Below are 26,139 nucleotides of genomic sequence, written 5' to 3' on the forward strand. Positions count from 1 at the left end.
AAACCCGTCCGCTGGGTTTTGTACGGGCCGCTTCGAATCAGCGCCAATCAGCTTCTGCTGTTGTCATCACCCGGTTCGCCACCCACATGGTTGCCGTGATCATCGCCAGGTTCACCACCAACATGATTGCCGTGATCATCGCCAGGCTCGCCGCCGACATGATTGCCATGATCATCCCCGGGCTCACCGCCAACATGGTTGCCATGATCGTCACCGGGCTCACCGCCAACGTGGTTGCCGTGATCATCACCGGGCTCACCACCCACGTGATTGCCATGATCGTCACCTGCTTCAGCATGACTGCTGCTGCGCCCAGAGTTCGAGTTGCCGTCGTGGCCCTGGCCATCATGGCCGCTGCCACTGTTGCCGTTGCCGGCATGGCCGCCGCCGTCGCCTCCACTGCCGTGGCCGCCGCCACTGCCACTTCCACCGCCACCACCGTGGCCACCGCCGCCGCTTCCGCCGCCACCTCCATGGCCACCGCCACCGCCGCTTCCGCCGCCACCTCCATGGCCACCGCCACCACCGCTTCCGCCGCCACCTCCATGGCCACCGCCACCGCCGTGGCCACCACCGCCACCACCGCCGTCTTTGGCGTAGGCACTGGAGCCATGAGTAATCGAATCAGGGATCAAGACAATGGATGTCGACAGCACGCCCGCTACGGCAGCCGCGAGTAAAGCCTTCTTGAACAGCAGGTGGATTTGCATAGTCCGTCTCCAGGTCTTCGCCACGAGAACGCCAAATCAGTCAGGAATTCTGCTTTCGGTTTTTTCTTTTCTTTGCGTGGGATTTTTTCCCACGTTTAATTAATAGACCTCCATACCCCGAGCTTCAAGCGCTGCGCGAACCAGCCGACCGGTGGTTGGCCTGCTATGTTTTCCCTACCGTCACGGAGGAATACCGGCATGCCTGCGCTACTGACGCTGCAAACCCCGCGCTTGTGCGACTACAGCGAATTGGTACAGGTATGGGAGGATTCGGTACGCGCCACCCACGACTTCCTGCCAGAGAGCTACATCCTGCTGCTGCGCGAACACGTGCTGCGCCGCTACCTCGACGCAGTGATGCTGATTTGCTGCAAGGACCGACAACGGATCTGCGGTTTCGCCGGGGTCGCCAACGGGCGGGTGGACATGCTGTTCGTCGCACCTACCCACCGTGGCCAAGGTGTTGGCAAGCGCCTGCTGCGCTATGCCATCAACGAACTGAATGCCGAGTGCCTGGACGTCAACGAACAAAACCCGCAAGCGCTGGGCTTCTACCTGCATGAAGGATTTGAAGTCATCGGCCGTTCGCAAACCGATGGCTTGGGCCAGCCCTACCCTCTGCTGCACATGAGGTTGGTGCGAAGCGCACCTTGTGGCGGCGCCTGAATGTGCCGCGCCAAGTATCCAAAATGGCGCATCTGACACAGATTCCCATCATCAATCGCGCACGGGCAGGTACAATGGAGGTCTTTCCCTGCCTTGCGAATTGCCCCATGTCCGAACCCGTCCGCCTGTCCAAACGCCTCATCGAGCAGCTCGGCTGCTCCCGCCGCGAGGCCGAGCAGTACATTGAAGGAGGCTGGGTTACTGTCGATGGCGTGGTGGTCGAGCAGCCGCAGTTCAAAGTCGAACAGCAGCGCGTCGAGCTGCTGCCGGGCGCCCGTGCCGAAACCCTGGAGCCAGTGACCCTGCTGCTGAATCAGCCGGCCGGCGTGGACAGCGAAACCGCTCGTGCCAGCATGAACATGGCTAGCCTCAGCGAAGCCCACCGCGAAGGCGTGCGCGCCCTGCACGGGCATTTTGCCCGGCAGGACTGCGTGGCACCGCTGGAGCGTGGGGCCAGCGGCCTGCAGGTGTTCACCCAGGACTGGCGGGTAACCCGCAAAGTCGAGGCGGACCTGCGTCGCCTGGAGCAGGAATTCATCGTTGAAGTGCGCGGCGAGACCACGCCTCAGGCGCTGGAGCGCCTGGCGCGCGGGGCCACGCGCAATGACCGCGAGCTGCCCAAGGCCAAGGCCAGTTGGCAGAACGAGACCCACCTGCGCATGGTGTTGAAAAACCCACAACCAGGGCAGATTTCCGAGCTTTGCGCCTACCTGCGCCTCGAGCTCATAAGCATGCGCCGCATTCGCCTGGGTGGCGTGTCCATGGGCAAGCTGCCTTTGGGCCAATGGCGCTACCTGGCCACTACCGAACGTTTCTAAGCAATGCGCCGCGCTGGAACGCGCGGCACCTGAACAGGATTCTGCAGCAATGAACCACAACGACGTCCTGCGCAGCCTGCGCTACATGCTCAAGGTGAACGACGCCAAGATGGCCGAGATCATCGGCCTCTCTAGCCTCGAAGTGAACCCGCTGGTGCTGGCCACCTACCTGAAAAAAGAAGAAGAGGAAGGCTTCGTGCGCTGCCCTGAACGGGTGATGGCGCACTTTCTCGACGGCCTGGTAATACACCGCCGTGGCAAGGACGACAGCCGCCCGCAGCAGCCGGTCGAGCTGCCGGTGACCAATAACCAGATCCTCAAAAAACTGCGGGTGGCCTTCGAGCTCAAGGAAGAGGACCTGCACGCGATCCTCAAGTCGGTCAACTTCCCGGTCAGCAAGCCTGAGCTCAGCGCACTGTTCCGCAAGGCTGGCCACGATAACTACCGCCCTTGCGGCGACCAGTTGCTGCGCAACTTCCTGAAGGGCCTGACCCTGCGCGTGCGCGGCTGAGTGGCCATGCAGCATACGGTTGCCCCGGTCGGCATCGTCCGCTCCTGTTTCAAGGAGAAGTTCGCCATCCCGCGCCAACCCCAGCTGGCGCCTGCCGCGCGTGGTGTACTCGAACTGCTGCCACCGTTCGACCAGGGTGATGCGGTCGAGGGCCTGGAGCAGGTCAGCCATGTCTGGTTGCTATTTCTGTTCCACCAGGCCCTGGAGGACAAGCCGCGCCTGAAGGTGCGGCCACCGCGCCTGGGCGGCAACAAAAGCATGGGGGTGTTCGCTACCCGCGCCACCCACCGGCCCAATGGTATCGGCCAGTCGGTGGTGCGCCTGGAGGGCGTGGAGCCCGGGCGCCTGCTGCTGTCAGGCATCGACTTGCTCGACGGCACGCCGGTGCTGGACATCAAACCCTATGTGCCCTACGCCGACAGCATCGCTGGCGCCAGCAACCAGATGGCCAATGCAGCGCCTGTGGCAATTGCCGTGCAGTGGGCCGACAACGCCCTGCCCCAGGCCCGCGAGCATGCCTTGCGCCTGGGCGAGCCGCTGGTGGAGCTGATCGAGCAATGCCTGGCGCAGGACCCACGGCCGGCTTATCAGGTACCTCCGGCCGAGCGGGTTTACGGGGTGAGGTTCTGGGACGTGCAGGTGAGGTGGCATTACCCGCAGCCGGACTCGATCCGGGTGCTGGAGGTTGTGCTGGCCTGACGCGAAGACCGCGCATGAAAAAGGCGACCCTGGGGTCGCCTTTTTCGTTTTACCGCAGCGCGATCAGCGAGCCGGGCCTTCGGCCACACCCAGGTCGTCGGTCGGACGCGCATCGACCAGCGGCGCACCACCGGAAGCCAGTTCCGAAGCCAGCTTGTCGTTGTCCATTTCCTTGACCCACTTGGCCACTACCACGGTAGCAACGGCGTTGCCCACCAGGTTGGTCAGGGCGCGGGCTTCGGACATGAAGCGGTCGATGCCGAGGATCAGCGCCAGGCCGGCAACCGGCAGGTGGCCAACGGCCGACAGGGTTGCGGCCAGGACGATGAAGCCCGAACCGGTAACGCCGGCAGCACCTTTGGAAGCTACCAACAGCACCAGCAGCAGGGTGATCTGGTGAGTGATGTCCATGGTGGTGTCGGTCGCCTGAGCGATGAACACCGCAGCCATGGTCAGGTAGATCGAGGTACCGTCCAGGTTGAACGAGTAACCGGTCGGGATGACCAGGCCCACCACCGACTTCTTCGCGCCCAGGCGCTCCATCTTGGCCAGCATGCGTGGCAGGGCCGACTCCGAGGACGAAGTACCCAGTACGATCAGCAGTTCTTCACGGATGTAGCGGATCAGCTTGAGTACGCTGAAACCGTGGGCACGGCAGATACCGCCCAGCACCACCAGCACGAACAGCAGGCAGGTGATGTAGAAGCAGGCCATCAGGTAGCCCAGCTGCACCAGCGAGCCAACGCCGTACTGGCCGATGGTGAAGGCCATGGCACCGAAGGCGCCGATCGGGGCAAGCTTCATGATCATGTTGATGATGTTGAACATGACATGGGCGAAGCGGTCGATCATGTCCAGCAACGGCTTGCCGTAGCTGCCCAGGCGGTGCAGGGCGAAGCCGAACAGCACCGAGAACATCAGCACTTGCAGGATGTCGCCGTTGGCGAAGGCGCCGACCACGGTGTTGGGGATGACGTTGAGCAGGAAGCCGACGGTGGTCTGCTGCGCGCCGGCGGCGGCATAGGCAGCCACGCTGCTGGCATTCAGGGTGCTGACGTCGATGTGCATGCCAGCGCCGGGCTTGACCACGTTGACGACGACGAGGCCGATGATCAGGGCGATGGTGGAGACGATTTCGAAATACAGCAGCGCGTAGCCGCCAGTCTTGCCGACCGACTTCATACTCTGCATGCCGGCGATGCCGCTGACCACGGTACAGAAGATGATCGGGGCGATGACCATCTTGATCAACTTGACGAAGCCGTCACCCAGGGGTTTGAGGGCGACGCCCGTTTCCGGGTAGTAGTGGCCGAGCAGGATGCCGATGGTGATGGCAATGATCACCTGGACATACAGGGATTTGTACAGCGGCTGACGTGTCGTCATGGCTCATTTTCCTCAAGTGTGCCGGTTCACCCTTCCCAGGGTGGTGGGGCACCTGAATCGCTAACCCTCCTGCACTTGGAGGGATTTGTCGTTGTGTTCGAGCTGCCTGGGCAGGCCTCTGCGAAGTTCAATAGCAAGGGTGGTGCCAAAATGCCCACGAAGGGTGCAAGGGCCGTATTTGCTAGGGATAAATGCCCAACGACAGGGCGATTTGGCGGAGGAAGGCTGGCGGATTTCCGCCCGATGGCGGGATTTGTACAGGGGGGGCTGGCGGAAATCCGCCCTTGCTGGGCCGCCCTTGGTGGGAGGCCAGCGAAATCAATCGAGATTGAAGGTGATCCTGAACGCCGCGCCGCCCAAAGGCGAATCCCCCAGGCTCAGCTCGGCGTCATAGCTGTCGACGATATCCTTGACCACCGCCAACCCGATGCCCTGCCCCGGGTGCTGGCTGTCCAGCCGCTCCCCGCGCTCGAGAATACGCTCACGCTGGTCGGCGGGCACCCCCGGCCCATCGTCCTCGATGCACAAGGTCAACTGCCCTGGCGTCTGCTCCAGGCTCACCCGCACCTGGCCCAGACTCAGCCGGTAGGCGTTTTCCAGCAGGTTGCCGAGCATTTCCAGCAACGCACCCTGCTCCATCGGCACCTGCGCCGCATCGGGCAACGCCAGCACCACGCTCACCCGTTTATCCCGGTAAACCTTGGCCAAGGTGCTGCACAGGCTGTCGAGCAGCGGCCGCAACCTCACGCTGTGGCGTACCAGGCCACTCTTGCGCAGGCTGGCACGTTGCAGTTGGTAGTCGATCTGCTGGCTCATGCGCTCGATCTGGCTTTGCAGCACCCGCGCCTGCTCGCGCTCGCCGCTGCGTTGCTGCAGGCTTTCACCCACGCCCTGCAGCACTGCCAGCGGCGTCTTCAGGCTGTGCGCCAGGTCATCCAGCGAGTCACGGTAGCGCGTGCGTTGCTCACGCTCACTGCGCAACAGGCGGTTGAGCGAGCGGGTCAGGCGCAGCAGCTCGCGAGGGTGCTCGCCGCTCAGGCCCTCGCGCACGCCCGATTCCACCTCGTCCAGCTCATGGCTTAGCCGGCGCAACGAGCGCAGGCCCCAGGTCAGGCCAGCCCACAGCAGCACCATGAGCGCCAGCAATGCAGCGCCGAACCCCAGGTAGAGCTTTTCGCGCAGGCCATTGAGGGTAGCCTTGTACTCACTAAGCGGTTGCAGGGCGACAATGCTGTAAGCGGCGCTCTGACCACCCAGCAGCTTGATCTCGACGTCGTACACGAAGAACTCTTCGCCGTCGGACTGGTGAATGCGGGCGAACTCGTTGCCGCGCCCGTCATAGCGCGGGCGGTAGTTGATGTGCCGGTCAGCGGTGGCACGCGACTGCCAGACCAGGTTGCCATCACGGTCGAAAATATAGCCAAGCAGCCCGGTGTACGGCAGGTTATAGCGCTCGTCCGGGAGCAACGCAGGCATCTGCAACTGCCCATGTTCGATACGCGCAGCGGAAATCAACGTGGTCACATCCGAAGCCAGGCGCTGCTCGATCGATTCCTGCAGGGCCAGGCTGAAGGCCTTTTGCAAGGCCGGCAGCAGTGCCAGCATGAACAGCAGTGCCAACACTGCGGCAGCCAGCATCAGGCGCACCCGCAGCGAGCGGATCATCGGCAGCGCTCGGTGAACAGATAGCCCAGGCCACGCACCGTGTCGATGGGTTTGAAGCCGTGCGCGCCTTCAAGCTTGCGGCGCAGGCGGCCAACCAGCACTTCTATGACATTGGGGTCGCGCTCCTCATCCCCAGGGTACAGCTGCTCCATCAGTCGGTCCTTGGCCACTACCTGCTGATGATGGCGCATGAGGTATTCGAGAATGCGGTATTCGTAGGCGGTCAGTGCCAAAGGCTGTTCGTCGAGGGTGGCCTGCTTGCGGTTGAGGTCGAGCACCAAGGGGCCTGCGGCAATGGTTGACTGGGTAAAGCCACTGGAGCGGCGCAACAGGGCATTGAGCCGCGCTTCGAGCTCTTCGAACTGAAACGGCTTGACCAGGTAGTCGTCGGCACCGGCGGCCAGGCCTTCGACCTTGTCCTGCCAGTTGCCTCGAGCGGTAAGGATAAGAATGGGGAAGGTCTTGTCCTGGCTGCGCAGGCGCGTGATCAGCTCCAGTCCACTGATACCAGGCAGGCCCAGGTCGACGATGGCCAGGTCGAAGTGGTATTGCCCAGCCTGGTACAGCGCCTCCTCGGCGTCGGCAACGGCTTCGACCACATGGCCACTTTCGCCCAGGCGGGTGTAGAGGTGATGGCGAAGCAGGGCTTCGTCCTCGACCACCAGCAGTTTCATGTGCAGCTCCTTGTGTGTATTGCCTATACCGGCCTCTTCGCAGCACAAGGCTGCTCCTGCAGAAACATCACCCCTGCAGGAGCAGCCTTGTGCTGCGAACGGGCCGGTACAGGATAACGCGGCTCGCCGATCAGAACTTGTAGCTTGCTGCCAGATAGGTCTGCGCGCTGCTGGTCAGGCGCAGAGTGCCGTCCTTCGGCCCGCCATGCGCACCCACTTCGGTTGCAGCATTGGTGCGCAGGTAACGGTAGCCCAGTTCGACCGAGGCCTTGTCGGTGATGTCCTGAATCACGCCGGCCTGCAGGCCGTAGGCATAACCGTAGTCGGTATCGCGGCTGGCGCCTGGCGACTCCTGGCTGAGCTTGGTCATGCCCAGGCTGCCACCGCCGAACAGTTTGGTGGTATCGCCCACCGGCAGGAACAGGTCATAGCTGCCCAGCAGGTTTTCCTGGCGCAATTTCAGGCCGCTGTGGTCGCCCGAGACATTGTCATAGGTCATGTAGTAGCGGCCTTGGTCGTTGATCTTGCCCACACGCACACCCCAGGTGTTGTCCTTGCCAATGATACCGTCGGCGTTGAGGTGGTCGGTGTTGCGCTGCAGCAGGCCGGATTTGCGAACTTTGTCGCTGGTCTGGCCGTAGGTCAGGCTGGCGAAGTTATCGTCTGCGGCCTGGGCGGAGGTGATGCCAGCGGCGCAGACGGCCATGGCGGCAAGCAGGGTATTGAAGGTTTTCATGGCTGGATACTCTAGTTGGGTGCGCTGTTTCGGTCTGGAAGCTAGAGTAAGCAGGGCACCCTGAACCGCGACTGAACCCTGGCTGAACCCCGGCTGAACGAACCGATTGCAGAACAAGGAGTAGTGACCCATGCGTGCCCTGCTGGCCTTGACCCTGATGTGCAGCGCCGTCCTCGCCCAAGCGGCGGTACAAACCCGCGAAATCCCCTACCAGGATGCCGACGGCAACCGCCTGGTCGGCTATTACGCCTACGATGATGCCGTCGAGGGCAAGCGCCCCGGCATCGTCGTGGTGCATGAATGGTGGGGGCTGAACGACTACGCCAAGCGCCGTGCCCGCGACCTGGCAGCACTGGGCTACAACGCGCTGGCCATCGATATGTATGGCGACGGCAAGCACACCGAGCACCCGCAGGACGCCCAGGCGTTCATGGCCGAAGCGATGAAAGACCCGGCAGCGGCAGCCAGGCGCTTCGACGCCGGCCTCGAGCTTTTGAAGCTGCAACCGAACACCAACAAGCATGAGCTGGGTGCTGTCGGCTATTGCTTCGGTGGCAAGGTGGTCCTCGATGCCGCGCGGCGCGGCGAAAAACTGGACGGTGTGGTGAGCTTTCATGGCGCCCTGGCCACCCAGACCCCGGCAAAACCTGGCGTGGTGCGGGCCGATATCCTGGTCGAGCATGGTGCGGCGGACAGCATGGTCACGCCGCAGCAGGTTGAGGCGTTCAAGGCCGAGATGGATGCTGCGAAGGCCAACTACCAGTTCGTCAGCATTGAAGGCGCCAAGCACGGGTTTACCAACCCCGATGCTGACCGGCTGAGCCATGGCGACCATGGTGGGCCCGACATTGGCTATAACAAGGCGGCGGACGAAAGCTCCTGGGCGGATATGCAGGCGTTCTTCAAGAAGGTATTCAAATAAAGATTGTCGCGGGCCGCTTGCGGCCCCAGCAATCCCACCTCCCACACCGCCGCTGCGGCTGGCACAATAGCGCCATGAACACTCTCCCAGCCTGCTGCGCCCCACTCCAGCACCACTGGCCCTTGCCCCGCCCGCTGCCCGGCGCGGTGCTGGTCAGTTGCACGTTCGACCCTACCCGCCTGGCACCCGACGATTTCCAGCGCGCCGGCATCGTGCCAAGTGCCAGCCTGCAACGCTCGGTGGCCAAGCGCCAGGCCGAGTACCTGGCCGGTCGCGTATGTGCCCGCGCCGCGCTGCAGCGCCTGGACGGCCGCGACTACGTACCGGCTACCCATGAGGACCGCTCGCCCATCTGGCCAGCCGGCATTCACGGTTCGATCACCCATGGCCAGGGCTGGGCCGCCGCAGTGGTCGCCGCCGAAGGCAGTTGCCAAGGCCTTGGGCTGGATCAGGAAGCCCTGCTCGATGACGAGCGTGCCGAGCGGCTGATGGGCGAAATTCTCACCGCGGCCGAGCTGGAGCGCCTGGACAGCCACCAGCTCGGCCTGACGGTAACCCTGACCTTCTCGTTGAAGGAAAGCCTGTTCAAGACCCTCTACCCGCTGACCCACCAGCGCTTCTACTTCGAGCACGCCGAAGTACTCGACTGGTCCGCCGAAGGCCTGGCGCGCCTGCGTCTGCTCACCGACCTGTCGCCGCAATGGCGGCACGGCGCTGAGCTTCAGGGCCAGTTCTGCCTGCAGGACGGCCACTTGCTGAGCCTGGTCAGCGTCTGACCTTTACAACGGTGCCTGCTGCCGGGGCCAGTTGAGGCTGAAGCAGGCGCCACCCAACGCGGCACTGCGCCCAACCGAAGCCCTGCCCGCGTGCCAGTAGATGATCCGCCGTACGATCGACAAGCCCAGGCCATGCCCGCCCGAGGCACGGGTACGGCTGTCATCAAGGCGGGTAAATGGCGTGAAGATGCGGTCCCAGACACCCTCGGGGATCCCAGGGCCGTCATCTTCCACGTCGATACGGCAGCGTTGCTGCCCCAACTGGTAGCTCAGACGCACTTCAGACTCGGCATGGCGCATGGCATTGCCGACCAGGTTCTGCAGGGCCCGGTGCAGGTAACGCGGCTCGGCTTCGACCCAGGCGCCCTCGGCATCCGCGCCCTGGCAGTCACCGCGCACCACCCGCACCTCGGCACGCAACGGCGCCAGCTCTCCGATCACCCGATCGAGCAAGGCATCCAGATCGACCCGCTGGAACTTCAAGGCTGGCGCGCCCTGCTCCAGACGGGCGTAGGTCAGCATCTCGTCCACCAGCTTGTCGAGGTCCTGAATGTCGCCGTCCATGCCGGCCAGGTGTTTGGCCCGGGCCTGCTCAGTCGTGGCACTTTCGATCATTTCCAGGCCAAAGCGCAGGCGTGCCACTGGCGTGCGCAGCTCATGGGACACCGCCCGTACCAACTCGCGCTGCATGGTCAGCGAGCGCTGCAGGTGTTCGGCCATGCCATTGAAGGCAGCGGCCAGGCGCCCTACCGAGTCGGCATCGCCAGCCGGTACGCGGGTATCCAGGCTGCCTTGGGCAATGCGCGTGGCCGCAATCTCCAGCCCTGACACCCGGCGCTCCAGCTGACGCACCAGCAGGTATACCACCAGGCCGATCAAGCACAGGCCTAGGAAGGCAATCAGGATCAGCAACTGCGGCGGGTACGGGTTGAGCTGATACAACGGGCCGATTTCCAGCACCCAGGGAGAGCCCGTCAGCCCTGCGAATACACGGATCGAGTCGCCATCCTTGCCCAGCGCCATCACCGTGTCGCCCTCCTCGACCCGGCGCCGCTGGTCATCGTCCAGGCTGACCCGCTCGATACGCTGCAGGGCGACACCAAAGCCAAAGCCCTTTTCCAGCTTGATCTGGGCCAGGCGCTGCTGCTGTTCGGTTACCGGGTAGCGCACCAGTTCGTCAGCCAATAGATAGAGTGTGGCGCGCGCCAGCTGCTCGCTGATCTGTTTGATCTGCGCAACCAGCATCAGGTCTTCCTGGCCGACCTTGCGCAGTACTTGCGCCGCATGTGGCCCCGTCTTCTCGACTACCACCAGGCCACGGTACAGGCGCGCCCGCTGGCCACCGTCAAGGCTGCGCGCGGTCATTGGCTGCAACGTCAGCGGCACACCAAGCAGGCGCTCCCAGATCAGCAGCGAGCGCTTGCGTTCGGTTTCATTCTGCGTCGCCAGGTTGTCAGCCATCAGGCTGAAGGTTCCCTGGGCCAAGCCCTCGCGGTGCTGTGCGGCGCGTACTTCATTGACCAGGTGCAGGCTGAGCACGCCAAGCAAGGCCACCAGCACCAACACGGCCAGCATGCCGCCGTAGACGCGCAGGAAGATCGAATTGTTCATGGCGCCTCGCCGACAAACAGATAGCCCTTGCTGCGCAGGGTCTTGATCAACCGTGGCTGCAGTGGGTCATCGCCGATCTTGGGGCGGATTTTAGAAATGCGTATATCGATGGAGCGGTCCTGGCCGTCGTAGCCCACGCCCCGCAGTGCGGTGAAAATCTGCTCGCGCGTCAGCACCCGGCCGGCATTGCTGGCCAGCAGCCAGAGCAGGTCGAACTCGGCGCCGGTCAGCTCGATCAATTGTTCGCCCAGGCGCGCCTCGCGCAAGCGGTTGTCGATGTGCAGCGCACCGAAAGCCAGGTCTTGACGTTTGCTGTCCACGGTCTCGCTACGGCGCAGCAGGGCCTGAATGCGCGCCAGCAGCAGGCGTGGGCGCACCGGTTTGCAGACATAGTCATCAGCCCCCAGGTCCAGGCCCTGGACCTGGTCCAGTTCGTCGCTGCGGGCGGTGAGCATCAGGATCGGGCCAAGGTACTGGCTACGCACACGGCGGCAGATGCTCAGACCGTCCTCGCCGGGGAGCATGAGGTCGAGAATGACCAGGTCGGGCTGGCTGTCGACGATGCGCCGCGCGGCGCGGGCTCCATCACCCTCGACACTGACCTCGTAGCCGTTGGCCTGCAGGTACTCGGCAGTGAGGTCGGCCAGACGCTGGTCGTCTTCAACAATGAGGATGCGTGGGGTGGGGTGGTCCATGGCCTCTGCCTTTAATTGTTGTTTTTCTGTTGCCAGTGCGGGCCGTTTCGCAGCTAAAGCCGCTCCCACAGGGACCGCGCCGCTTTCGAAACCTGCGCACTGCCCCTTTAACCTAAAAGCAATATCACAGCCGGATACTACGTCCCGCCCCCGGCACTGCCAACCCACCCACAGCCCCTCGACTGAACCGTTTTTTGTGATAGGGTTCGCGCCCGAAAAAAACTGCCCCGGGGCATCAAGGCGCAGAAAAATACTGCAAACCACTTGGCACAAGGCCTACAGCGAATACCCACCATTCACTCACAAAGTACACACACGTTATCCACAGGCGCTCGCCTTGCAAAGCCCCCAATACCGCATTATCTTGTATCCCGATCGCAGCGAACCACTAGATATAGGGGTTCGTGCAAAATCACACACAAAAGTCAACCCGCAAGATCAAGCGATTTTCCGGGTGGAACTTCAGGTGATTTCAGCAGCCGAACCGCTCCTGCGGAGGCGACCGAGGCAAGCCCTTCCAGGGCCTTGTTCGGGTATGGGTGTTGCAGGCCAGGCCTGGCATCCATCAGCAACAGTTTTTGGGCCCTGCCCAGAACCTTTGACTTCGGCCAGGGAGCGGCAAGCCATTGCCCCTTATTCCTGAGTCTGTCCCGAAGTCGGTACGCCCGCGCGGGCGGACGCGCATGCATTGCGCATCCCCGCCAGGCCATCGAGCAAGTGGACGGAACGGTGGGCGCCCAAAAGGCGCCTGAACAATATAGAAACTGTGGAGACACCCACCCATGCAAACCGACACAACTCGCGAGAACCCGCAGGCCAAGGTGCCGCAGGCCGCCGATTCCAACCAGGATCTGGCCGCCACCGCCCCCGGCCAACTGCGCGTGATCAAGCGTAACGGCACTGTCGTCCCTTACACCGACGACAAGATCACCGTGGCCATCACCAAGGCGTTCCTCGCAGTTGAAGGCGGCACCGCCGCCGCTTCGTCGCGCATCCACGACACCGTCGCGCGTCTGACCGAGCAGGTTACCGCCACGTTCAAGCGTCGCATGCCATCGGGTGGCACCATCCACATCGAAGAAATCCAGGACCAGGTCGAACTGGCCCTGATGCGCGCCGGCGAGCAGAAAGTTGCCCGCGACTACGTGATCTACCGCGACCAGCGTGCCAAGGAGCGTGCCACCCGCGCCAACACCGACGCCGTGGTCGAGCCGCACCCAAGCATCCGCATCACCCTGGCCGACGGCAGCCTGGCTCCGCTCGATATGGCCCGCCTGAACACCATCATCAGCGAAGCCTGCGAAGGCCTGGCCGAAGTCGATGGCGACCTGATCCAGCGCGAAACCCTGAAGAACCTGTACGACGGCGTGGCCATCAAGGACGTCAACACCGCCCTGGTGATGACCGCCCGTACCCTGGTAGAGCGCGAGCCCAACTACTCGTTCGTTACCGCACGCCTGCTGATGGACACCCTGCGCGCCGAAGGCCTGGGCTTCCTCAACGTAGCCGACAGCGCTACCCACCACGAAATGGCCGACCTGTACGCCAAGGCCCTGCCAGCCTACGTCGCCAAAGGTATCGAGTTCGAACTGCTGAACCCGGCGCTGGCCGACTTCGACCTGGAAAAACTGGGCAAGGCGATCAACCACGAGCGCGACCAGCAGTTCACCTACCTGGGCCTGCAGACCCTGTACGACCGCTACTTCATCCACAAGGATGGCGTGCGCTTCGAGCTGCCGCAGGTGTTCTTCATGCGTGTGGCCATGGGCCTGGCGCTGGAGGAGAAAGACAAGGAAGCCCGTGCGATCGAGTTCTACAACCTGTTGTCGTCGTTCGACTACATGGCCTCGACCCCGACCCTGTTCAACGCCGGCACCCTGCGCCCGCAGCTGTCCAGCTGCTACCTGACCACCGTGCCGGACGATCTGTCGGGCATCTACCACGCGATTCACGACAACGCCATGCTGTCGAAATTCGCCGGTGGCCTGGGCAACGACTGGACCCCTGTGCGCGCACTGGGCTCCTACATCAAGGGTACCAACGGTAAATCCCAGGGCGTCGTACCGTTCCTGAAAGTGGTCAACGACACCGCCGTTGCCGTCAACCAGGGTGGCAAGCGCAAGGGCGCCGTGTGTGCCTACCTGGAAACCTGGCACCTGGACATCGAAGAGTTCATCGAGCTGCGCAAGAACACCGGTGATGACCGTCGTCGTACCCACGACATGAACACCGCCAACTGGATCCCCGACCTGTTCATGAAGCGTGTCTTCGATGACGGCAAGTGGACCCTGTTCTCGCCTTCGGAAGTGCCAGACCTGCACGACCTGACCGGCAAGGCCTTCGAAGAGCGCTACGAGTACTACGAAGCCCTGACCGAGTACAACAAGATCAAGGTGTTCAAGACCATCCAGGCCAAAGACCTGTGGCGCAAGATGCTGTCGATGCTGTTCGAGACCGGCCACCCATGGCTGACCTTCAAGGACCCGTGCAACCTGCGTTCGCCGCAGCAGCATGTGGGCGTGGTCCACAGCTCCAACCTGTGCACCGAGATCACCTTGAACACCAACAAGGATGAGATCGCGGTCTGCAACCTGGGCTCGATCAACCTGCCGAACCACATCGTCGATGGCAAGCTGGACACCGCCAAGCTGCAACGCACCGTCAACACCGCTGTGCGCATGCTCGACAACGTGATCGACATCAACTACTACTCGGTGCCGCAGGCGCGTAACTCGAACCTCAAGCACCGCCCGGTCGGCCTGGGCATCATGGGCTTCCAGGACGCACTGTACCTGCAGCACATCGCCTACGGCTCCGACGCTGCCGTCGAGTTCGCCGACAAGTCGATGGAAGCGGTCAGCTACTACGCGATCCAGGCGTCCTGCGACCTGGCCGACGAGCGTGGCGCCTACGAGACCTTCCAGGGTTCGCTGTGGTCCAAGGGCATCCTGCCGCTGGATTCGCAACAGATCCTGATCGAAGCCCGTGGCCAGAAGTACATCGACGTCGACCTGAACGAAACCCTGGACTGGGCGCCGGTACGTGCCCGCGTACAGAAAGGTATTCGTAACTCGAACATCATGGCCATCGCGCCAACCGCGACCATCGCCAACATCACCGGCGTGTCGCAGTCGATCGAGCCGACCTACCAGAACCTGTACGTGAAATCGAACCTGTCGGGCGAGTTCACCGTGATCAACCCGTACCTGGTCCGCGACCTGAAGGCCCGCGGCCTGTGGGACTCGGTCATGATCAACGACCTGAAGTACTACGACGGCTCGGTGCAGCAGATCGAACGTATCCCGCAAGAGCTGAAAGACCTGTACGCCACCGCGTTCGAAGTCGAGACCAAGTGGATTGTCGACGCAGCTTCCCGTCGCCAGAAGTGGATCGACCAGGCTCAGTCGCTGAACCTGTACATCGCCGGCGCCTCGGGCAAGAAGCTGGACGTGACCTACCGCATGGCCTGGTACCGTGGTCTGAAAACCACCTACTACCTCCGTGCCCTGGCCGCGACCAGCACCGAGAAGTCGACCATCAACACCGGCAAGCTCAACGCCGTTTCCAGCGGTGGCGACAGCGCCCCGGTTCAGGCAGCCGGCCCTGCGCCAGTGCCAAAGGCCTGCGCGATCGACGAGCCTGACTGCGAAGCCTGCCAGTAAGGCCTGAATGCCGCGCGGGGTGCCTACGGGTGCCCCGCGCGGCATTTTTGTATCCGCGCATCAGAGAAATCTTGCCCTTTGCCCACCGCTCGCGCGGCTCGGTAAAAGAACAAGACCTCTCGAACAGGACATTAGCCCATGGCGCGGAAAAAAAAGAAAACTCGCAAGATTGGTCGCAATGCTGAAACCGGGCGTTTCACCACGGTCGCAGAAGCACGCAACAACCCCAAGACACACATTGTCGAAACGCTGCACACCCGTGGCAGCGGCCTCGTGTCGCATGGGGGTGTGAAGCGCCCCCAGGATTGCAGCAGCGCCGCATGATCGCCGGGGCCGCTTTGCGGCCCTATCGCGACACAAAGCCGAGCTTACAAAGATCGCGCCAACACCACATAATGTGTGAAAAAAATAAAATGGCACAATATGTAGTGTCATTCGCATTTTGCCGCTACACTCCCTCCCCGTAGCAAACGACACGAACCAGGTGAACGGACGCACGCAATTCCGGTCGAAATAGTTACGCTCGCCCGCAAGAGACGCGCCCCGATCGAAGGCGAAATCCTATATACTTCGCCCCCTCTGAAAAGAGCACCTTTCAATTGTCCTGGCCCCTCCCAGAGGCCTGGCCAGGTACAAGCCAGAACACATTCAGATGTAAACGAGAGTCAGCCTCTCGAGCTGTCCATTCGCCGTTACGGCCTTGCGTCAGGCATCACATTCTTAAAATCCAACCGGTTGCCCCAGGGCGACCCTCAAGCAGGAGCCAAACCATGCTGAGCTGGGACGAATTCGACAAAGAAGACGGCGAAGTAGCCGCCAAAGGCAATACCCCTGCGCAGGCCGCTGCCGCCGCCACTCTCGACAAGCTCGACAGCGCCGGTGGTGCCGCCGCCCTGGAAGCCCGTGCGGCCACCGCTTCTGACTCCGAAGCCGTCAAACGTGCCAAGGCTGCCCTGGATGCCCTCGACGTTGCCGAAGGCCTGGCCGAGCTGGAGGGTTCCTCGGCCCGTGTTGCAGTTGACGAAAAACGCATGATCAACTGCCGCGCCGACCTCAACCAGCTGGTACCGTTCAAGTACGACTGGGCCTGGCAGAAGTACCTGGACGGCTGCGCCAACCACTGGATGCCGCAAGAGGTCAACATGACCGCCGACATCGCCCTGTGGAAGAGCCAGGACGGCCTGACCGAAGACGAGCGCCGCATCGTCATGCGCAACCTGGGCTTCTTCTCCACCGCCGACTCGCTGGTTGCCAACAACCTGGCCCTGGCGGTGTACCGCCTGATCACCAACCCCGAGTGCCGCCAGTACATCCTGCGCCAGGCCTTCGAAGAGGCGATCCACACCCACGCCTACCAGTACTGCATCGAATCGCTGGGCATGGATGAAGGCGAGATCTTCAACATGTACCACGAGATCCCGTCGGTCGCGAAAAAAGCCGCCTGGGGCCTGAAGTACACCCGCGCCATCTCCGACCCGGAATTCAACACCGGCACCGTCGAAACCGACAAAGAGCTGCTGCGCAACCTGATCGCCTACTACTGCGTGCTGGAAGGCATCTTCTTCTACTGCGGCTTCACCCAGATCCTGTCCATGGGCCGCCGCAACAAGATGACCGGCGTGGCCGAGCAGTTCCAGTACATCCTGCGTGACGAGTCGATGCACCTGAACTTCGGTATCGACGTGATCAACCAGATCAAGATCGAAAACCCGCACCTGTGGGACGCGGCGATGAAGGAAGAAGCGACCCAGATGATCCTGCAAGGGACCCAGCTGGAAATCGAATACGCCCGTGACACCATGCCACGCGGCGTGCTGGGCATGAACGCGGCGATGATGGAGGATTACCTCAAGTTCATCGCCAACCGCCGTCTGACTCAGATTGGTCTGAAAGAAGAGTACCCAGGGACTACCAACCCGTTCCCTTGGATGAGCGAAATCATGGACTTGAAGAAGGAGAAGAACTTCTTTGAGACGCGCGTGATCGAGTATCAGACTGGTGGTGCACTGAGCTGGGACTGATCGTCCGGGCTGAGCATCGAGAAGGCTGCCGAATGGCAGCCTTTTTTTTTGCTGGAATGGCTTGGCAATGTGCTCTGTGAGATGACGCTGAGCCCTTCGCAGCAACTGTCCTGCATCATCACTCAGGCTGCCCCTTCAGGGACTGTGCAAGCCTTGGAGCTTAAGCGAAGTCATCGTATGTCTTTGTAGAAGGCATGATAGAGCCGCTACACCTCATTATTCGAGTGCCGGGCCTATAATCAATAGGCCATTACACGTTGACAGCCTACCTCGGCCTTGCTAATAATCGCCCACAGTTGTACGACAACACATAACAAAAACAACAATCAGTGGACGATCCCATGTCGACACCCATCCCGCTGCATCCACGTCTGTTGCACATCCCTCTACCCCCAACTGGCTGGCGTACGCCCATCAGTACCTAGCGGCCCGTTTCCGCGCTTTCACCCCTGGCCCTGACCGGCCCGTTACCTACCCGCCCCTACCGCAGGCCGCTCGCGCGTGCCCGGTGGACGGGCTGCCATACCCTTCGGGAGCACAACAATAATGAGAGTCTGCCATACCCTGCCTTTCGCCCTGTTGGGCGCCGGTGTCATCGCTGGCCTGCCGGGCACCAGCCTGGCTGCTGGATTTGTCGAAGACAGCAAGGCTACGCTCGGGCTGCGTAACTTCTACATCAACCGTAACTTCACCAACCCCAGCAACCCGCAAAGCAAGGCCGAGGAATGGACGCAAAGCTTCATCCTCGATGCGCGGTCGGGATTCACCCAAGGGCCGATCGGGTTCGGGGTGGATGTGCTGGGGCTATGGTCGGTAAAGCTCGATGGCGGCGGCGGCACTTATGGTACAGCGTTGCTCCCGCGCCACGACGATGGCAAGCCAGCAGACGACTACGGGCGCCTGGCAGTCGCAGGCAAGGCACGGATCTCCAAGACCGAACTGAAAATCGGCGAGTGGATGCCGGTGCTACCGATTTTGCGTTCGGACGACGGGCGCTCGCTGCCGCAGACGTTCCGTGGCGGGCAAGTCACCTCCAACGAGATCGCCGGGTTGACGTTGTATGGCGGCCAGTTCCGCGGCAACAGCCCGCGTAACGACGCCAGCATGGAAGACATGAGCTACGGCGGCGGGGTGTCAGACCGCTTCAACTTCGTCGGTGGCGAGTACAAATTCAACCAGGACCGCACGCTGGTGGGGTTGTGGAATGCGGTACTGAAGGACGTGTATCAGCAGCAGTATCTGCAAGTGAGCCATAACCAGCCAGTGGGTGACTGGACCCTGGGCGCCAACCTGGGCTACTTCCAGGGCGATGAGGATGGCTCCGAGCGCGCCGGGCAGTTGGACAACAAGACCTACTCGGGGATGTTCTCGGCCAAGTACGGCGGCAGCACGTTCTGGGTGGGGCTGCAGAAAGTTGATGGCGATACCTGGATGCGGGTCAACGGCACCAGCGGCGGGACCCTGGCCAACGACAGTTACAACTCCAGCTTCGACAATGCCAACGAACGCTCGTGGCAGGTGCGCCATGACTTCAACTTCGTGACGGTCGGGGTGCCGGGGTTGACCTTGATGAACCGCTATATCAGCGGGCGCGATGTGCATACCGGGTCGGTCACTGATGGCAAGGAGTGGGTGCGCGAGACGGAGCTTGCGTATGTGATCCAGAGCGGGGCGTTCAAGGACTTGAGTGTGAAGTGGCGCAACTCGTCGATTCGGCGGGATTACAGCAACAACGAGTTCGATGAGAACCGGTTGATCTTCAACTACCCGTTGTCGTTGCTGTAACCCGCTCAACCCGGGCCCTTGTAGGAGCGGCCTTGTGTCGCGATCGGGGTGCGAAGCGCCCCCAGGGTCTTGGCCTCACCGCAAAATTGCCGGGGCCGCTTTGCGGCCCTTTCGCGACACAAGGCCGCTCCTACAAGTACCGCACATAACGCTAATCAGTCACTGAGTTGTCATTGACAACAACCGAACCCACCGCCAATAATCAGCTAAGTCATACGACAACCTACAACAATTAACAACAAGAGCCGGCCATGACCCCTACTCCCCTCAATCGCCTGCTGCTCACCGGAGCCGCAGGCGGCCTGGGCAAGGTCCTTCGCGAACGCCTGCAAGGCTACGCCGAGGTCCTGCGCCTTTCCGATATCAGCCCTATGGCACCTGCTGCCGGGCCGCACGAAGAAGTGATCACCTGCGACCTGGCCGACAAGGCTGCGGTCCACGCCCTGGTCGAAGGCGTGGACGCCATCATTCACTTCGGCGGCGTGTCCACCGAGCATTCCTTCGAAGACATCCTTGGCCCCAACATCTGCGGTGTGTTTCATGTCTACGAGGCAGCACGCAAGCATGGGGTGAAGCGCATCATCTTCGCCAGCTCGAACCACACCATCGGCTTCTACCGCCAGGATGAGCGCATCGACGCCCACTCCCCGCGCCGCCCCGACAGCTACTACGGGTTGTCCAAGTGCTACGGCGAGGATGTGGCCAGCTTCTATTTCGACCGCTACGGCATCGAGACCGTCAGCATTCGCATCGGCTCGTCGTTCCCGCAACCTCAGAACCCGCGCATGCTCTGCACCTGGCTGAGCTACGACGACCTGGTGCAACTGATCGAGCGTGGGTTGTTCACGCCCGACGTTGGCCACACCATCGTCTACGGCGCCTCCGACAACCGCACCGTGTGGTGGGACAACCGCCATGCCGAGCACCTTGGCTATGTGCCCAAGGACAGCTCCGAAGCCTTCCGCGCCGCCGTTGAAGCCCAGCCGGCGCCCGCCGCCGATGACCCGAGCATGGTCTACCAGGGCGGCGCCTTCGCCGTGGCCGGCCCATTCAACTGAACCCACACGCGCCAGGAGGCACGGCCATGAATTGCGAACTGATTGTCGACGCCCGCAACGGCACTGGGGAAAGCCCCGTGTGGCACGTCAGCGAACAGGCTCTGTACTGGGTCGACATTCCCGCCCGCCAGCTGCACTGCTGGCAGGCGGTCGATGGCAAGCACCAGGTCTGGCAGGGCGACGAGATGCTGGCCTGCATCGCCCGCAGCGCTCGGGGCTGGGTAGCAGGCATGGAAAGCGGCATCTTCCAGATCCAGGCCAAAGCCGACGGCAGCCTGGACAGCCGTTTGCTCAACAGCGTCCAGCATGCCCAGGCCGGCATGCGCTTCAACGATGGCCGCTGCGACCGCCAGGGCCGCTTGTGGGCCGGGACCATGCTGCTGGACATGCAGCAAGGCGCCCATGTCGGCGCGCTGTACCGGCATGACAGCGAAGGCCACCTGCACCTGCAGCAAGACGGCATGATCGTGCCCAACGGGCTGGCCTTCAGCCCCGACGGCACGCGCATGTACCTGTCCGACTCGCACCCCAGCGTGCAAAAGGTCTGGGCTTTCGACTATGACATCGACAGCGGCACACCGCACAACAAGCGGCTGTTCGTCGATATGCGCGGCTACCCCGGCCGCCCCGATGGCGCCGCCATCGACCAGGATGGCTGTTACTGGATCTGCGGCAACGATGCCGGGCAGATCCACCGCTTTACCCCCGACGGGCGCCTCGACCGCTCACTCAGCGTGCCGGTGAAAAAGCCGGCGATGTGCGCCTTTGGCGGCGCCAGCCTGGACACCCTGTACGTCACTTCGATCCGCCCTGCGGGCACAGACCTCAGCGACCAGCCCCTGGCCGGCGGGGTATTTGCCCTCAACCCTGGCACCAAGGGCCTGGAAGAACCTGCCTACCGGGGCTGACGCCCCTTGCCGCCCCCACACTTGCACACACGAAACCAGATAATAAAAACCACGGAGTTTCATCATGACGTTCAAACGCAAGCTGCTCCTTGCCGTACTCCCCTTCGCCTTCAGCGTCGCCACACCCGCCTCGGCACTGGACATCAAGTTCGCCGAAATTCACCCGGCCGGCTACCCGACCGTGGTCGCCGAGCAAAACATGGGTAAAAAGCTGGAAGAAGCCAGCAACGGCGACATCACCTTCAAGATGTTCGCCGGCGGCGTGCTGGGCTCGGAGAAGGAAGTGATCGAACAGGCGCAGATCGGCGCCGTGCAGATGACCCGCGTCAGCCTGGGGATCGTCGGCCCGGTGGTGCCGGATGTAAACGTGTTCAACATGCCGTTCGTGTTCCGCGACCATGAGCACATGCGCAAGATCATCGACGGCGAGATCGGCCAGGAGATCCTCGACAAGATCACCAACTCCGATTTCAACCTGGTGGCCCTGGCCTGGATGGATGGCGGCTCGCGCAGCATCTACACGAAAAAACCGGTACGCAGCCTGGAAGACCTCAAGGGCATGAAGATTCGCGTACAGGGCAACCCGCTGTTCATCGACATGATGAACGCCATGGGCGGCAACGGTATCGCCATGGACACCGGGGAAATTTTCAGCGCCCTGCAGACCGGCGTGATCGATGGTGCCGAGAACAACCCGCCCACGCTGCTCGAGCACAACCACTACCAGAGCGCCAAGTACTACACCTTGACCGGGCACCTGATTCTGCCGGAGCCGGTGGTAATGTCCAAAACCACCTGGAACAAACTCAGCCCCGAGCAGCAAGCACTGGTGAAGAAGGTCGCGCGTGAAGCGCAGATGGAAGAACGCGCACTGTGGGATGCCAAGTCCGCCGCCAGCGAAGAGAAGCTCAAGGCCGCCGGTGTCGAGTTCATCACCGTGGACAAGAAGCCATTCTACGACGCCACTGCCTCGGTACGCGAAAAATACGGCGCGCAGTACGCCGACCTGATGAAGCGCATCGACGCCGTCCAGTAACAGCGCCCCCTACCCAAACGACCTCGGCAGTGCGGCGCCCGCCGCCCTGCCGCTTTGGTGATGCCCATGAAGAACCTTTTTCTGCGTGCGAACGACACGCTGTACCGCGGCTGCATCTGGATCGCCGGCCTGTCGATCCTGGCCATGTCGCTGATCATCCCTTGGGGCATTTTCGCCCGCTACGTGCTCGGCACTGGCTCAAGCTGGCCGGAGCCAGTGGCCATCTTGCTGATGGTGGTGTTCACCTTCGTCGGCGCCGCAGCCAGCTACCGGGCTGGGGCGCACATGGCGGTGGCGATGATTACAGACCGCCTGCCACCACTGCAGCGCCAGTTGGTTGCGCTGCTGGTGCAAGTGCTGATGATTCTGGTGTGCGTGTTCATGACTTACTACGGCACCAAGCTGTGCATCACTACCTGGAACCAGTCTCTGGCGTCATTGCCTGGGGTGCGGGTTGGCATGACCTATGCGCCGATTCCGCTCGGTGGTGTGCTGACCCTGGTGTTCGTACTGGAAAAACTCCTCTTGGGCGATCAGAGCCACCGCAAGGTGGTGCGCTTCGACCACGTAGAAGAAAGCGAAGGAGCGGCGTAAATGGATGCGTTCATTCTGTTGGGCAGTTTCATCATGCTCATTCTGCTGGGCATGCCGGTGGCCTATGCCCTGGGCCTGTCGGCGCTGATTGGCGCTTGGTGGATCGATATCCCGCTGCAGGCAATGATGATTCAGGTGGCCAGTGGGGTTAACAAGTTCTCGCTGCTGGCGATTCCGTTCTTCGTGCTGGCCGGCGCGATCATGGCCGAAGGCGGTATGTCACGGCGGCTGGTGGCATTTGCCGGAGTGCTGGTGGGCTTCGTGCGCGGTGGGCTGTCGCTGGTCAATATCATGGCCTCGACCTTCTTCGGCGCGATTTCCGGCTCGTCGGTGGCCGACACCGCCTCGGTGGGCTCGGTGCTGATCCCAGAGATGGAGCGCAAGGGTTACCCGCGCGAATTCTCCACTGCCGTGACCGTCAGCGGCTCGGTACAGGCGCTGCTGACCCCGCCCAGCCACAATTCGGTGCTGTATTCGCTGGCGGCGGGCGGCACGGTGTCGATTGCCTCGCTGTTCATGGCGGGAGTCATGCCCGGTTTGCTGCTGAGTGCGGTGATGATGGGCCTGTGCCTGATCTTCGCCAAGAAGCGCAACTACCCCAAGGGCGAAGTGATCCCGATGCGCCAGGCGCTGAAAATCGCCGGTGAAGCGCTGTGGGGCCTGATGGCCATGGTCATTATCCTTGGCGGCATTTTGTCGGGCGTGTTCACCGCTACCGAGTCGGCGGCAGTGGCGGTGGTGTGGTCGTTCTTCGTGACCATGTTCGTCTACCGCGACTACAAGTGGCGCGACCTGCCCAAGCTGATGCATCGCACGGTGCGCACCATCTCGATCGTGATGATTCTGATCGGCTTTGCCGCCAGCTTTGGTTACGTGATGACGCTGATGCAGATCCCGTCGAAAATCACCACGGCGTTTCTGACCCTGTCGGACAACCGCTATGTGATCCTGATGTGCATCAACTTCATGCTGTTGCTGCTGGGCACGGTGATGGACATGGCGCCGCTGATCCTGATCCTTACGCCGATCCTGTTGCCGGTAATCACCGGTATCGGCGTGGACCCGGTGCACTTCGGCATGATCATGCTGGTGAACCTGGGAATCGGGCTGATCACCCCACCGGTGGGCGCCGTGCTGTTCGTCGGTTCGGCCATCGGCAAGGTGAGCATCGAGTCGACGGTGAAGGCGCTGCTGCCGTTCTACCTGGCGCTGTTCTTGGTGCTGATGGCGGTGACCTACATTCCGGCCATTTCGCTGTGGCTGCCTAGCGTGGTGCTGTAAATAGAATCGGGGCCGCGTTGCGGCCCCTTTGGCTCTATCTGCAAACGGATCCTGCACATGGCTGTCCCCTCCTCTGTTTCCCCCTTGTTCCCACGCAAGCTGGCCATTGCCCTGCTGGCTTTGCTGGCCTGCTCATTCGCCGGCAACCACATTGCCGCACGCATCGCCTTCGATGACGGCACCGGCGTGTTGCTGGCGATCCTCTGCCGCTCAGGTATTACCTTGCTGGTGCTGGCCGGCCTGCTGGTGTGGCAACGCCAGGCGCTGGGCCTGCCTGCCGGTACCCGGCACTGGCAACTGCTGCTCGGCCTGCTGATCGCCACCCAGAGCCTGTGCCTGTATTCGGCGGTAGCGCGCATCCCGGTCGCCCTGGCGCTGCTGGTGGGCAACACCTTTCCGATGCTGCTGGCACTGCTCACTTGGACACTGGGTGGCGCACGCCCCACCGGCCGCACGGTGCTGTTCATGGGCCTGATCCTGTGCGGTCTGGTACTGGCACTGGATGTGCCGGCACGCCTGGCCGACAGTGGCGCGGCCAACCCGCACTGGGCAACGGGCATCAGCCTGGCCTTTGGCGCCGCCTGTGCCTTTGCCTGCGCCTTGTGGATCACCGACCACAAATTGGCCAGCGTGCGGGGCCCCGTGCGCAGCCTGCTGACCTTGCTGATCGTGTTCTCCAGCATGCTGATTGCAGGCGCAAGCGGGGTGATGCCGTCCGGCCTGTCACTACCAGGCAGCAGCAGCGGCTGGGCGGCCCTGGCCTGCCTGGTGGTGTTGTACGGCCTAGCCTTCACCTTGCTGTTCGTTTGTGTACCTCGCCTGAACATGGCGCAGAACGCGCCAGTCATGAACGTTGAACCCATCGCCACCTTGCTGCTGGGCTGGGCCTTGCTCGATCAGCACCTGAGCCCCCTGCAACTGGTCGGGGGCGCCGTGGTGGTGTGCGGCATCGTGCTGCTCACCTACCGTCGGCCCCATTGATCGATCACCCAGAAAGGAGCCTTGCATGGCTGTGACCGAGCTGCACCTGCAGGACCGCCTAACCCGTCTGAGCCTGGCACCGGGGGTGGGCGCCAGCCTGGTGAACTGGGAAGTGAAGGCAACCGGCCAGCCGTTGCTGCGCCATTCCGACACGGCTGCGCTGGCCAGTGGCACCCCGAGGCGGTTGGCCTGTTACCCGCTGGCACCGTGGTCCAACCGCATTGCCGAGGGTGGCTTTGCCCAGCCCGAGGGCTGGCAGGCACTGGCACCGAACACCGAGCATGATCCATACCCGATTCATGGAAGTGCCTGGCAGCAGGCCTGGCAGGTAGAGCACCACAGCGAACGACGTGCGCGGCTGAGGCTGGACAGTGCCGTGCCGTTTGCCTACCAAGCCACGCTGGATGTGCACTTGCATGAGGGCTGCCTGAACCTGGACCTGCATGTGGTGCACCTGGAAGCGCTGGCGACCTGGTATGGGCTGGGTTTGCACCCTTACTTTCCGCGCTATCCCGATACCAAACTGTACGCGGCGGCGCGCAAGGTGTGGCTGGCCGAGGATGGGCGGTTGCCGTCGTATCAGGCCGAAGTGCCTGAACCGTGGCGTTTCAATGCCATGGGGCTTTTGCCTGAGAGCGTCGTCGATCATGCCTTCAGTGGTTGGCCGGGGGAGTGTGTGATTGAACAGCCAAGCGCGGGTCATCGACTGACGTGCAGTGCCAGCGGGGCTGAGCACTTCTTGCTGTTCTGCCCGCAAGGGCAAGGCTTTTTCTGCTTTGAGCCGGTAAGCCACCCGGTTAATGCGCATCACTTGCCAGGGCGGCCGGGGTTGCGGTTGCTGCAGCGTGGGGAAGCGATGAACCTTGGGTTCAGGATGCAGTATCAGGCGCTGTAAGGGAGCTGCCTGGAATTGGGGCTGCAAAGCGGCCCCAAAATCTCAAGCC

24 protein-coding genes are annotated in these 26,139 nt (G+C 62.4%); 17 read left to right on the top strand and 7 right to left on the bottom strand.

What is annotated here, in order from left to right:
* Window positions 1-47: 47 nt before the first annotated feature.
* The gene (locus ACNQP3_RS22470) at window positions 48-710 is read right to left on the bottom strand and encodes a hypothetical protein (protein ID WP_375774546.1); all 663 of its coding nucleotides are present in this window, start codon (window positions 708-710) and stop codon (window positions 48-50) included.
* A 198-nt stretch (window positions 711-908) separates the two neighbouring features.
* Here ACNQP3_RS22470 and ACNQP3_RS22475 point away from each other — a divergent pair, with 198 nt between their 5' ends.
* From ACNQP3_RS22475 to tsaA, 4 genes are all read left to right on the top strand, one after another.
* Entirely contained in the window at window positions 909-1,376 is a 468-nt protein-coding gene (locus tag ACNQP3_RS22475) for a GNAT family N-acetyltransferase (protein WP_264316478.1), read from the top strand.
* 107 nt (window positions 1,377-1,483) lie between these two features.
* Complete coding sequence (locus ACNQP3_RS22480; protein WP_012273790.1) at window positions 1,484-2,194, top strand: rRNA pseudouridine synthase; 711 nt, start codon at window positions 1,484-1,486, stop codon at window positions 2,192-2,194.
* 49 nt (window positions 2,195-2,243) lie between these two features.
* Entirely contained in the window at window positions 2,244-2,705 is a 462-nt protein-coding gene (locus ACNQP3_RS22485) for a DUF1456 family protein (RefSeq protein ID WP_264316479.1), read from the top strand.
* Between the two features lie 6 nt (window positions 2,706-2,711).
* A complete protein-coding gene (tsaA, locus tag ACNQP3_RS22490; protein ID WP_012273792.1) occupies window positions 2,712-3,404 on the top strand; it encodes a tRNA (N6-threonylcarbamoyladenosine(37)-N6)-methyltransferase TrmO in 693 nt (230 codons plus the stop codon).
* 63 nt (window positions 3,405-3,467) lie between these two features.
* Here tsaA and ACNQP3_RS22495 read toward each other — a convergent pair whose 3' ends face one another.
* From ACNQP3_RS22495 to ACNQP3_RS22510, 4 genes are all read right to left on the bottom strand, one after another.
* The gene (locus tag ACNQP3_RS22495) at window positions 3,468-4,790 is read right to left on the bottom strand and encodes a dicarboxylate/amino acid:cation symporter (RefSeq protein WP_012273793.1); all 1,323 of its coding nucleotides are present in this window, start codon (window positions 4,788-4,790) and stop codon (window positions 3,468-3,470) included.
* 318 nt (window positions 4,791-5,108) lie between these two features.
* Entirely contained in the window at window positions 5,109-6,455 is a 1,347-nt protein-coding gene (locus ACNQP3_RS22500; protein ID WP_012273794.1) for an ATP-binding protein, read from the bottom strand.
* A complete protein-coding gene (locus tag ACNQP3_RS22505; protein ID WP_060492645.1) occupies window positions 6,452-7,129 on the bottom strand; it encodes a response regulator in 678 nt (225 codons plus the stop codon). Before ACNQP3_RS22505 ends, ACNQP3_RS22500 begins: the two co-directional genes overlap by 4 nt.
* A gap of 130 nt (window positions 7,130-7,259) precedes the next feature.
* Window positions 7,260-7,865: an outer membrane protein gene (locus ACNQP3_RS22510; protein WP_012273796.1), complete on the bottom strand. Its 606-nt coding sequence runs from the start codon at window positions 7,863-7,865 to the stop codon at window positions 7,260-7,262.
* Window positions 7,866-7,995: 130 nt separating this feature from the next.
* Here ACNQP3_RS22510 and ACNQP3_RS22515 point away from each other — a divergent pair, with 130 nt between their 5' ends.
* The gene (locus tag ACNQP3_RS22515) at window positions 7,996-8,787 is read left to right on the top strand and encodes a dienelactone hydrolase family protein (RefSeq protein WP_060492644.1); all 792 of its coding nucleotides are present in this window, start codon (window positions 7,996-7,998) and stop codon (window positions 8,785-8,787) included.
* 74 nt (window positions 8,788-8,861) lie between these two features.
* Complete coding sequence (locus ACNQP3_RS22520) at window positions 8,862-9,563, top strand: 4'-phosphopantetheinyl transferase family protein (RefSeq protein WP_264316480.1); 702 nt, start codon at window positions 8,862-8,864, stop codon at window positions 9,561-9,563.
* Window positions 9,564-9,566: 3 nt separating this feature from the next.
* Here ACNQP3_RS22520 and ACNQP3_RS22525 read toward each other — a convergent pair whose 3' ends face one another.
* Window positions 9,567-11,174, bottom strand: coding sequence for an ATP-binding protein (locus tag ACNQP3_RS22525; RefSeq protein WP_012273799.1), 1,608 nt, complete (start codon window positions 11,172-11,174; stop codon window positions 9,567-9,569).
* The gene (locus tag ACNQP3_RS22530) at window positions 11,171-11,869 is read right to left on the bottom strand and encodes a response regulator transcription factor (protein WP_012273800.1); all 699 of its coding nucleotides are present in this window, start codon (window positions 11,867-11,869) and stop codon (window positions 11,171-11,173) included. Before ACNQP3_RS22530 ends, ACNQP3_RS22525 begins: the two co-directional genes overlap by 4 nt.
* A 782-nt stretch (window positions 11,870-12,651) precedes the next feature.
* Here ACNQP3_RS22530 and ACNQP3_RS22535 point away from each other — a divergent pair.
* The 11 genes from ACNQP3_RS22535 (at window position 12,652) to ACNQP3_RS22585 (ending at window position 26,090) form a co-directional block, all read left to right on the top strand.
* On the top strand, window positions 12,652-15,531 hold the full coding sequence (locus ACNQP3_RS22535) for a ribonucleoside-diphosphate reductase subunit alpha (RefSeq protein ID WP_012273801.1): 2,880 nt from the start codon (window positions 12,652-12,654) through the stop codon (window positions 15,529-15,531).
* 138 nt (window positions 15,532-15,669) lie between these two features.
* The gene (locus tag ACNQP3_RS22540) at window positions 15,670-15,855 is read left to right on the top strand and encodes a hypothetical protein (RefSeq protein WP_264316481.1); all 186 of its coding nucleotides are present in this window, start codon (window positions 15,670-15,672) and stop codon (window positions 15,853-15,855) included.
* 446 nt (window positions 15,856-16,301) lie between these two features.
* Window positions 16,302-17,552 (top strand): ribonucleotide-diphosphate reductase subunit beta, encoded by a 1,251-nt coding sequence (locus ACNQP3_RS22545; protein ID WP_003254823.1) that lies wholly within the window; start codon window positions 16,302-16,304, stop codon window positions 17,550-17,552.
* 546 nt (window positions 17,553-18,098) lie between these two features.
* Complete coding sequence (locus ACNQP3_RS22550; protein WP_012273803.1) at window positions 18,099-19,337, top strand: OprD family porin; 1,239 nt, start codon at window positions 18,099-18,101, stop codon at window positions 19,335-19,337.
* 251 nt (window positions 19,338-19,588) lie between these two features.
* Complete coding sequence (locus ACNQP3_RS22555; protein ID WP_012273804.1) at window positions 19,589-20,395, top strand: NAD-dependent epimerase/dehydratase family protein; 807 nt, start codon at window positions 19,589-19,591, stop codon at window positions 20,393-20,395.
* 26 nt (window positions 20,396-20,421) lie between these two features.
* Window positions 20,422-21,303 carry a glucurono-1,5-lactonase gene (locus ACNQP3_RS22560; RefSeq protein ID WP_264316482.1) on the top strand — a complete coding sequence of 294 codons (882 nt, stop codon included), beginning with the start codon at window positions 20,422-20,424 and terminating at the stop codon, window positions 21,301-21,303.
* Between the two features lie 64 nt (window positions 21,304-21,367).
* Window positions 21,368-22,339 (top strand): TRAP transporter substrate-binding protein, encoded by a 972-nt coding sequence (locus ACNQP3_RS22565; RefSeq protein WP_012273806.1) that lies wholly within the window; start codon window positions 21,368-21,370, stop codon window positions 22,337-22,339.
* A 66-nt stretch (window positions 22,340-22,405) separates the two neighbouring features.
* Window positions 22,406-22,933 (top strand): TRAP transporter small permease, encoded by a 528-nt coding sequence (locus ACNQP3_RS22570; protein ID WP_012273807.1) that lies wholly within the window; start codon window positions 22,406-22,408, stop codon window positions 22,931-22,933.
* Window positions 22,934-24,214 carry a TRAP transporter large permease gene (locus ACNQP3_RS22575; protein ID WP_012273808.1) on the top strand — a complete coding sequence of 427 codons (1,281 nt, stop codon included), beginning with the start codon at window positions 22,934-22,936 and terminating at the stop codon, window positions 24,212-24,214.
* Window positions 24,215-24,271: 57 nt separating this feature from the next.
* Entirely contained in the window at window positions 24,272-25,195 is a 924-nt protein-coding gene (locus ACNQP3_RS22580) for an EamA family transporter (RefSeq protein WP_264316483.1), read from the top strand.
* Window positions 25,196-25,220: 25 nt separating this feature from the next.
* Window positions 25,221-26,090 (top strand): aldose 1-epimerase, encoded by an 870-nt coding sequence (locus ACNQP3_RS22585; RefSeq protein ID WP_012273810.1) that lies wholly within the window; start codon window positions 25,221-25,223, stop codon window positions 26,088-26,090.
* Window positions 26,091-26,139: the final 49 nt, after the last annotated feature.

It is taken from the genome of Pseudomonas sp. LFS074 (assembly GCF_047978165.1).
Lineage (GTDB): Bacteria > Pseudomonadota > Gammaproteobacteria > Pseudomonadales > Pseudomonadaceae > Aquipseudomonas > Aquipseudomonas putida_P.